The sequence below is a fragment of the Acidithiobacillus sp. TH-A36 genome (assembly GCF_057473445.1).
Genome location: NZ_JBYCKP010000083.1, coordinates 21,328 through 28,756 on the forward strand (window position 1 = coordinate 21,328; position 7,429 = coordinate 28,756).

Here is a 7,429-nt window from a genome sequence, read left to right on the forward strand (position 1 = left end):
GAGCCGTTGTTGTTCCTGGCGAAATCCAGCGCCCGTCAGGAGAGCTGTTTGAGCCCGCAGGGCGAGTTCTCTCCTGACAGCAGGATGAGCCCTGGAACAACAGGCGAGGAACAACGGAGCAAAAAGCACCCACGGCATCTGCCGTTTTTAGGTTTAAGGATCAACTTGTGCGTCGATACACCAGATCATAAACACTGTGTCCGAGTTTTTCGCCGCGACGTTCAAAACGGGTCGGAATACGATTGGCGGGTCGCTCCGAAAAGCTATTTCCAGAATCCGTATTTATCAGGCCCTGGGTCTGATTGAGGACGGTCAGCATTTGTTCTGCGTAATCAGCCCAGTCCGTTGCCAGTTGTAATTCTCCACCCGTTTTGAGCAGACGCTGCAAGGTGTCCGCGAACTCAGCCTGAATCAGGCGGCGTTTTTGTTGCCGGGTTTTTGGCCAGGGATCGGGAAACTGAATGATGATGCGTGCAAATAAAGCATCTGGCAGGGTTTTCATCCAGGCCGCGACATCATCATGAACAATACGGATATTATCAATGCCCGCATTTTCCATCTGCAACAATAGAGAACCGACCCCTGGAGTATGTACTTCTGCACCAATAAAACCCTGTTCGGAATGTGCGGCGGCGAGGGCGGCGAGATGCTCCCCGTTGCCAAAGCCAATTTCCAGGGTGATGGCCCGTTGCCCATTCCATGGATCCTGCCAGGGTTCCCGGGTTGGGATTTGCAGGGCAGGGAGGGTGTCCTGAATCACCCGACGTTGTGCGGCGGTAATACGTCCCTGACGTAACACAAAACTGCGAATCGGGCGTTGCCCGGTATTGAGCGCTTCTTCCATGACAGGCATTATAACCCGTTTAATGTGCAGGCCTAGAGAGGAGAGCAGGCATGGAACATCCCCTGGTTGGGGTGGTAATGGGCAGCAACAGTGACTGGGAGGTCATGGTTGCTGCGACAGAACAACTGCAGGCATTGAATATTCCCCACGAAAAGCGGGTGGTTTCGGCGCATCGAACCCCAGACCTGCTTTTTGATTATGCCGCGACGGCCGCATCCCGGGGGCTGCGCTGCATTATTGCCGGAGCGGGCGGCGCTGCCCATCTGCCGGGTATGCTCGCCGCCAAAACCATCTTGCCGGTATTGGGTGTGCCGGTTCCTTCCCGGCACCTGAACGGCATGGATTCGCTCCTGTCCATTGTGCAGATGCCCAAGGGTATTCCGGTAGCTACTTTTGCCATCGGCACTGCCGGTGCCGCCAATGCCGGTCTTTTCGCCGCAGCCTTGTTGGCGGCAAGTGATCCGATGCTAGCCCGGCGCCTGCAGGATTTTCGTCACCAACAGGAAGCAGCCGTATTAGCCATGACTTTGCCGGAGTCTGAGCCATGATTTTACCCGGTGCCACCCTCGGAATTCTGGGAGGTGGGCAGTTGGGGCAAATGTTTACGCTGGCGGCCAGGCGCATGGGTTATGGTGTATGGGTTCTTGATCCTGATCCGGATTGTCCGGCGGCGGCCGTGGCAGACCATCATCTTTGTGCGCCCTATGATGATTTTTCTGCCTTGGCGCTTTTGGCGGATCACTGTGCGGCGGTGACCACCGAATTTGAAAATGTCCCTGCCTCAGCCATGATTTATCTGGAAGCGCGAATACCCGTGCGTCCCGGTTCTACGGCGCTGACCATTGCCCAGAACCGGGCGCGGGAAAAAACTTTTTTTCAGGATATTGGTCTGGAAGTCGCGCCCTTTGCACTGCTCAGACAAGAGGATGATGTGGAGCTTGCGGCACGCCAGCTGAGTTTTCCTGCCATCCTGAAAACTACCCGCTTTGGGTATGATGGCAAGGGACAACAGAATGTTGGTACGGCCAGCGAGCTTCCAGCAGCATGGGCCAGCCTGAATACCCCGGAAGCCATTCTGGAGTCACGGATTAAACTGGTTCAGGAATTTTCCGTAGTTCTGGCGCGTTCAGTGGACGGGATGATGGTGTTTTATCCCCTGGCAGAAAATCGTCATCACCATGCTGTGCTTGATCTCAGTATTGTGCCCGCCCGAATTCCAGAGGCACTACAAAATCAGGCTCGACAAAGCGCGGCGCGCATTGCTGAGGCACTAAACTATGTCGGCGTGCTTGCCGTTGAATTTTTTGTGGCGGAAGAGGGCCGTCTGTTGGTCAATGAAATGGCCCCGCGTCCCCACAATAGTGGTCATTATACTATTGATGCCTGTGCCAGCAGTCAGTTTGATCAGCAGGTACGTGCCCTTTGTGGGTTATCCCTGGCAGATACCCGTCTGCTCAGCCCCGTAGTCATGATGAATCTGCTGGGCGATTTGTGGGAAGAGGATGGACCGGATTGGCAGAAGCTGCTTCAGCATCCGCAAGTCAAGGTCCATTTGTATGGCAAGAAGGAAGCCCGCGCAGGTCGCAAAATGGGCCATGTAAATGTCTTGAGTTCTGATGTAGAGCGGGCTTTGGCGGTGTTGGAGACGCTGCGCCAGGACTGGAACTGGCCACGTTAACTGGCATCCGCCGTTTTTGGGATTAATTCCGAACGCGGCCGCTCAACCACTGGGCGATCAGGAGCAGCACGGCGCAACCCAGAAAAAACACCATACTCCAGTGGGTGATGGGCCATCCTGCCAGGCTTTTGCTGCCAGCCAGCGCACAGGAACCATGGCCGGATAAGGTCGAGGCTAAATCATTTCCCAAGCCGCCCAGGGCGGGACTACTCTGAAAAACCTGGACCGAAGAGCAGGCTTCAATCTGATCTGCCGCCATCTGCGTCAGGTGCCACTGCCACCCTGCCAGGGCCGCGCCCAGCAGGGCATATAACGCTGCCAATATCCATAAACCCCGTCGTACCGTGCCTTTCCAGAAAAAGCCCATGGTGACAATGACGATGACGGCCAGATCAGCCAGACGTTGGTAAATACAAATACTGCAAGGCTGCTCGCCGTGTACGAACTGCAGCCAAAGCACCAGCGTAAAGGCAAGAATGCCAGCCAGAATGACCAGAGACGCCAGCCAGGGAGCAAATTTGGACGCGGTCATTGTGCGTGAATAATTTCTGACCATTGTTTGTTATCGGGTAAACCAGGGACATAACGAATTCTGCCATCCTGGCGATAGACCAGAAAAGGCACGCTGGCTCCGGGAATACCGAGCACTTCGGCTTCTTTGTTGACCAAAAGCGAAGCATTGAAATTCAGCACAACACTCATTTTATTTAGTACGGTAACGGGCGCAGGGTCTATGCCCCCTTCTGGACCCCCTTTGGTACTGAATTTGTTTTCATTCAGTTTCAGGGCAGCCAGCGGGTCCTTGGCCGAGAGAATGGCGGCGGCTTTACCAGCGCTGCTGGGTGTCAGAAATCCCACGGTAATGAATCTGACCTGTATTTGCTTGTTATGGATAGGGTTTTGCAGCCAGGTATAGATTTCATGGCAATAAGGACAATTAGGGTCGTAAAAATCATAAATAATCGGCCCCTTGCTGCCTTCCTGAATGTAATGGGTGTGGGTCAGGGCCTGCCAATAATCCTGATCCCCGTCACTGCCTGTTGCTGGTCCAGCGATGGCAACAGTCGCGATTCCCTGAATAATCAGGAAGCCAAGCAGCACCCAGCGGGTCAAGTCAATCCGGGGCAGTTTTTTCGGTGTGAGAACCATGGGGAAATTTCCTTGTATGCTTCGTTGCAAGGCAAAAGAGATCTTATTGGGGTGTGTAGCCTATCAAACATCCCGCGACCCGCCTTTCATGATTCGGGCCTTATCTCTTTGCCATTCCCGATCTTTGATGGTTGCACGCTTGTCGTGTTCCTGTTTGCCCTTGACCAACGCTATTTCTGCCTTGGCCCGACCCTGCTTCCAGTACATGGCCAGGGGGACAATGGTAAAGCCCTTGCGTTCCACGCTCCCGATCATCCGGTTGATTTGCTCGCGGTGCATCAACAACTTGCGGGTTCGGGTAGGGTCGGGATTAATGTGCGTGCTGGCGGTCAGCAGGGGGCTGATATGCGCACCCAGCAGCCAGAGCTCAGCGTCTTTGACAATGACATAACTGTCCTTGAGGTTCAGGCGCCCGGCGCGCATGGATTTGACTTCCCAGCCTTCCAGGACGATTCCCGCCTCAAAACGTTCTTCTATGAAATAATCGTGTTTCGCCTCACGATTCAGGGCGATGGTGCTGCTCATTGCACAACTCCCGTGCCAGTCAGCCGATGATTGTACGTGAAAAAAGGGGTATGCAGAAAGTGGCATTGACTTTACATGCCCTCCTGTGGAATTTTTGCGCAGTGCGAAGGGAGGAACATGGTGGATTCCAGATTGTTGACGGGGCACTTGCTACGACGTCGTACCCGGCAACAGGAGGCTATTCCTGACTGGGTGCTGCTGAATGACATGCAGTCCATTGCCGCATGGCTGGAAACCCGCTTGAGCGCCGCGTCCAGGGAAATTTTACTGGAAAACTATATTTTCGCGGCGGGCCTCTGGCCCCGGCAAATTTTGCGGATATTATGCGACAAAGCCCTGACCGGAGTGGCGGTATATATTACGCTCGATGCCCTGGGCAGTCGCAGCTTTCCTGAAAGTTGGATCAGCGAGCTGCGCCAGTCTGGAGCGCACCTGCATTTTTATCACCGTTTGCAACTGAAGGGGCTGGAAAAGCGCTTGCGGCGTACCCACCGTCGTATTGTCGCGATTGATGGCCAATGGCTGGCCGTTGGTGGCTTTGCCCTGGATGATGAGTGGCTGGATGCCAAACCAGGAAGTCCGCCTTATCGGGACATGCTGTTTGCCTGTCGTGGTGCTCTGGTGGATCGTGGTCGGGAAATATTTTTCCGGCACCGGCCGGAACATCTGCCAGCCCTGCCTGCCGGAGTGAGTGAAGAAAAGGTGTTCTCTCCGGAGTCCTGGGGGGAAGGCCGGTTTCTCGAAGGTATCCCGCCCGCCAGTTATGCAGTGCGCCGACGCTTGTTGGCAGCCATTCGGGGGGCGCGCCAAAGCATCTGGATTGCGACGCCCTACTTCAATCCTGATCCAGTGATATTGCGCAGTATTTATCGGGCGGTGCAGCGTGGGGTAGATGTGCGGCTGCTGCTGGCTGGACGCATTACCGATCATCCACTTTTGCGATTCGGGATTCAGGCGTATTATCAAAAACTGATGCGTAGAGGCGTGCATATTTATGAATATCAGGGCGCTTTCCTCCACGCCAAGTACGTATTGGTAGACCGATCCTGGGCGACACTGGGTTCGGCAAATTTTGATCTCCTGAGTTTGTGGTTTAATCACGAGCTCAATCTGGAACTGCGTTTGGCCCGGGTATCCTTGCTGTTGCACGGATTATTTGTGCGTGAATTTGCCATATCCCGAAAAATCGATCCGGAACCCTGGCGTAAGCGCCCCTACTGGCGACGTTTGCCGGAGTGGTGTCTGGCTCAGCTTGATCGCTGGGTGCAGGCCCATGCCATGGGTCAACGCCGTTATTGAGAGGATGCATGCATCATATTTGTAAAACATCTGTGTTGCCGTACAGCGCGGGGCAGGTTATGGCCCTGATTGAAGATATTCGTTCCTACCCGCAATTTCTGCCCTGGTGTGGCAGAACCCGAATCATTCAGGATCGGGGCGAAGAAGTGATTGCCGAAATCACCATTTCTCACGGTGCGTTTGGCAAATCATTTACCACCAAAAACCGTTATCAGCGCCCCAAGCTGGCTGAAGTACGTCTGGTGAATGGTCCTTTTCGTTTCCTGGAAGGATTGTGGCAGCTTGAACCTGACCCCAAGGGCACCAAGGTGACGCTGGATATGCGCTTCGAATTTGCCTCACGGCTGGTGGGCGCGTTTCTGGAGCCCATTTTCAAACAGGCAGCAGAAACCATGGTGCAGCGTTTTGCGCAAAGAGCGCGCGCCATATACGGTCCCCCCGCAGCCATTCCGGCAACAGGGGACAGTCCATCTTCTTAGGCTTTCGTCCGCTTAGCAGCCTGTCGGATTATTCGCGTAACCCACTGATTCTATTGCACCTGCCATTTTCTGGAAAGTTATTAAACCGTTTAGTAATCAATGTGTTGCGTTTCTTCAAAACCGAAAGTCCGACAGGCTGCTAGGCGTCGGGTTTTTCCGGGCTTTTAACTGTGCCTTTCACATCCCCCTGCACGCCGATGAGCTTGTCGTCCTTGTCAAAAAGGACAATCACCTTGCGAACCTGGGTACTGCTATAGGCTGGTTTATAGCTATAAGAGTAAATCCATTGATGGGGGTGCCAAGGGTCCTTCAGCAGTGGTGAACCCAGAATGGTACGCACTTGCAGCGCATCCATACCCGGATGCAATTCTGCCAGTTGCTGGCTGGTGACGACATTACCCTGCTGTACGGCAACCCGATAAATACTGCAGGCTCCGAGGGAGAGGGCACAAAAGGTAATCAGGGTAATCAGGCGGAGGCTTCTCATAGTCCTTGTCTTAAGCGTCAGGTACCACTATCCTAAACTATTACGCATGGGAATTGCTACGAGCACATGAGCTACGAAAAATTGAATAGTGACGAATTGAAGCGGGCCGGTCTGAAAGCCACACTGCCACGTCTGAAAATTCTCCGCATTTTTGAAGACAGTGATACCCGGCATTTAACGGCGGAAGAAGTGTATCGTCAGTTGCTGGATGCCGGCGAAGAAGTGGGTCTGGCCACGGTCTATCGGGTCCTGACCCAGTTCGAGATGGCTGGTTTGGTCCGCCGTCATCATTTTGAAGGGGACAAGGCCGTTTTTGAAATGAACGAAACCGGTCACCATGATCATATGGTCTGTACGGCTTGTGGCAAGGTTCTGGAGTTTTTTGATGAGGCGCTGGAAGCCCGTCAAAATGAAATCGCCGGAGCTCAAGGGTTTTTCATCAGCGATCATAGCCTGTATTTGTACGGGACCTGTCTGGGGATGCAGGAATCCGGGGTCTGTTCTTTGCAGACTCCAGCCAGCAAATAATTTTCTGAACTTATGTAAAGTTAGTTGCTGAGTACCAGATTATCACGGTGAATAATTTCTACTTCGTCGATATCCCCGAATAATTCCAAAAGAGTCTTGCTGCTTTTTCCCATTCTCAGCAGGACATCTTCATAAGCAAAATTCACCAGGCCACGGGCTATTTCCTGTCCTTCCGGGTCGACGCAGCATAACAGATCGCCGCGCTGAAAATTGCCCTCGGCAGCAGTAATCCCTACAGGTAGCAGGCTGCTACCTTTTTCGCGCAAGACCCTGGCCGCACCGGCATCCAGATGCAACACCCCGTTGGGGCGGAGCTGACCGGCCAGCCAGCGCTTGCGTGCCGCCAGCTTGGCGACGCCGGGCCGAAAATAGGTGCCCAAAGGTTCTCCCGCCCAGATGCGCAGCAAGACATCCTCAGCGCCACCCGGCGCGATGATGGT

Annotated in this window: 11 protein-coding genes; 5 read left to right on the forward strand and 6 right to left on the reverse strand. The window is 54.0% G+C overall.

Annotated elements, in window-relative coordinates; all coding sequences use genetic code 11:
- Window positions 1-160: 160 nt before the first annotated feature.
- Entirely contained in the window at window positions 161-853 is a 693-nt protein-coding gene (gene trmB / locus AC2VLY_RS02330) for a tRNA (guanosine(46)-N7)-methyltransferase TrmB (RefSeq protein WP_193649803.1), read from the reverse strand.
- Between the two features lie 41 nt (window positions 854-894).
- Between trmB and purE the strand changes: the two genes are divergently transcribed.
- Both purE and AC2VLY_RS02340 read left to right on the forward strand, forming a co-directional pair.
- Complete coding sequence (gene purE / locus AC2VLY_RS02335) at window positions 895-1,392, forward strand: 5-(carboxyamino)imidazole ribonucleotide mutase (RefSeq protein ID WP_300250181.1); 498 nt, start codon at window positions 895-897, stop codon at window positions 1,390-1,392.
- Window positions 1,389-2,522 (forward strand): 5-(carboxyamino)imidazole ribonucleotide synthase, encoded by a 1,134-nt coding sequence (locus tag AC2VLY_RS02340; protein WP_486891748.1) that lies wholly within the window; start codon window positions 1,389-1,391, stop codon window positions 2,520-2,522. The genes purE and AC2VLY_RS02340 overlap by 4 nt, the downstream gene beginning before the upstream one ends.
- 22 nt (window positions 2,523-2,544) lie before the next feature.
- Here the strand turns inward: AC2VLY_RS02340 and AC2VLY_RS02345 are convergent, their stop codons facing one another.
- From AC2VLY_RS02345 to smpB, 3 genes are all read right to left on the reverse strand, one after another.
- Window positions 2,545-3,054 (reverse strand): disulfide bond formation protein B, encoded by a 510-nt coding sequence (locus AC2VLY_RS02345; protein WP_193649806.1) that lies wholly within the window; start codon window positions 3,052-3,054, stop codon window positions 2,545-2,547.
- Window positions 3,051-3,671, reverse strand: coding sequence for a thioredoxin fold domain-containing protein (locus AC2VLY_RS02350; protein WP_300250189.1), 621 nt, complete (start codon window positions 3,669-3,671; stop codon window positions 3,051-3,053). The genes AC2VLY_RS02345 and AC2VLY_RS02350 overlap by 4 nt, the downstream gene beginning before the upstream one ends.
- 63 nt (window positions 3,672-3,734) lie before the next feature.
- Window positions 3,735-4,196, reverse strand: coding sequence for an SsrA-binding protein SmpB (smpB, locus tag AC2VLY_RS02355; protein ID WP_300250191.1), 462 nt, complete (start codon window positions 4,194-4,196; stop codon window positions 3,735-3,737).
- A gap of 117 nt (window positions 4,197-4,313) precedes the next feature.
- Between smpB and AC2VLY_RS02360 the strand changes: the two genes are divergently transcribed.
- Together AC2VLY_RS02360 and AC2VLY_RS02365 are read left to right on the forward strand one after the other, a co-directional pair.
- Entirely contained in the window at window positions 4,314-5,495 is a 1,182-nt protein-coding gene (locus AC2VLY_RS02360; protein WP_300250193.1) for a phospholipase D-like domain-containing protein, read from the forward strand.
- 8 nt (window positions 5,496-5,503) lie between these two features.
- Window positions 5,504-5,974 (forward strand): type II toxin-antitoxin system RatA family toxin, encoded by a 471-nt coding sequence (locus AC2VLY_RS02365; protein ID WP_193649810.1) that lies wholly within the window; start codon window positions 5,504-5,506, stop codon window positions 5,972-5,974.
- A 139-nt stretch (window positions 5,975-6,113) separates the two neighbouring features.
- Here AC2VLY_RS02365 and AC2VLY_RS02370 read toward each other — a convergent pair whose 3' ends face one another.
- The gene (locus tag AC2VLY_RS02370) at window positions 6,114-6,461 is read right to left on the reverse strand and encodes an outer membrane protein assembly factor BamE (protein ID WP_010641350.1); all 348 of its coding nucleotides are present in this window, start codon (window positions 6,459-6,461) and stop codon (window positions 6,114-6,116) included.
- A gap of 66 nt (window positions 6,462-6,527) precedes the next feature.
- Between AC2VLY_RS02370 and fur the strand changes: the two genes are divergently transcribed.
- Window positions 6,528-6,989: a ferric iron uptake transcriptional regulator gene (fur, locus tag AC2VLY_RS02375; protein WP_227485211.1), complete on the forward strand. Its 462-nt coding sequence runs from the start codon at window positions 6,528-6,530 to the stop codon at window positions 6,987-6,989.
- A 20-nt stretch (window positions 6,990-7,009) separates the two neighbouring features.
- Here fur and AC2VLY_RS02380 read toward each other — a convergent pair.
- On the reverse strand, window positions 7,010-7,429 hold a 420-nt coding region (locus tag AC2VLY_RS02380; RefSeq protein ID WP_486892448.1), incomplete at its 5' end, for a PUA domain-containing protein.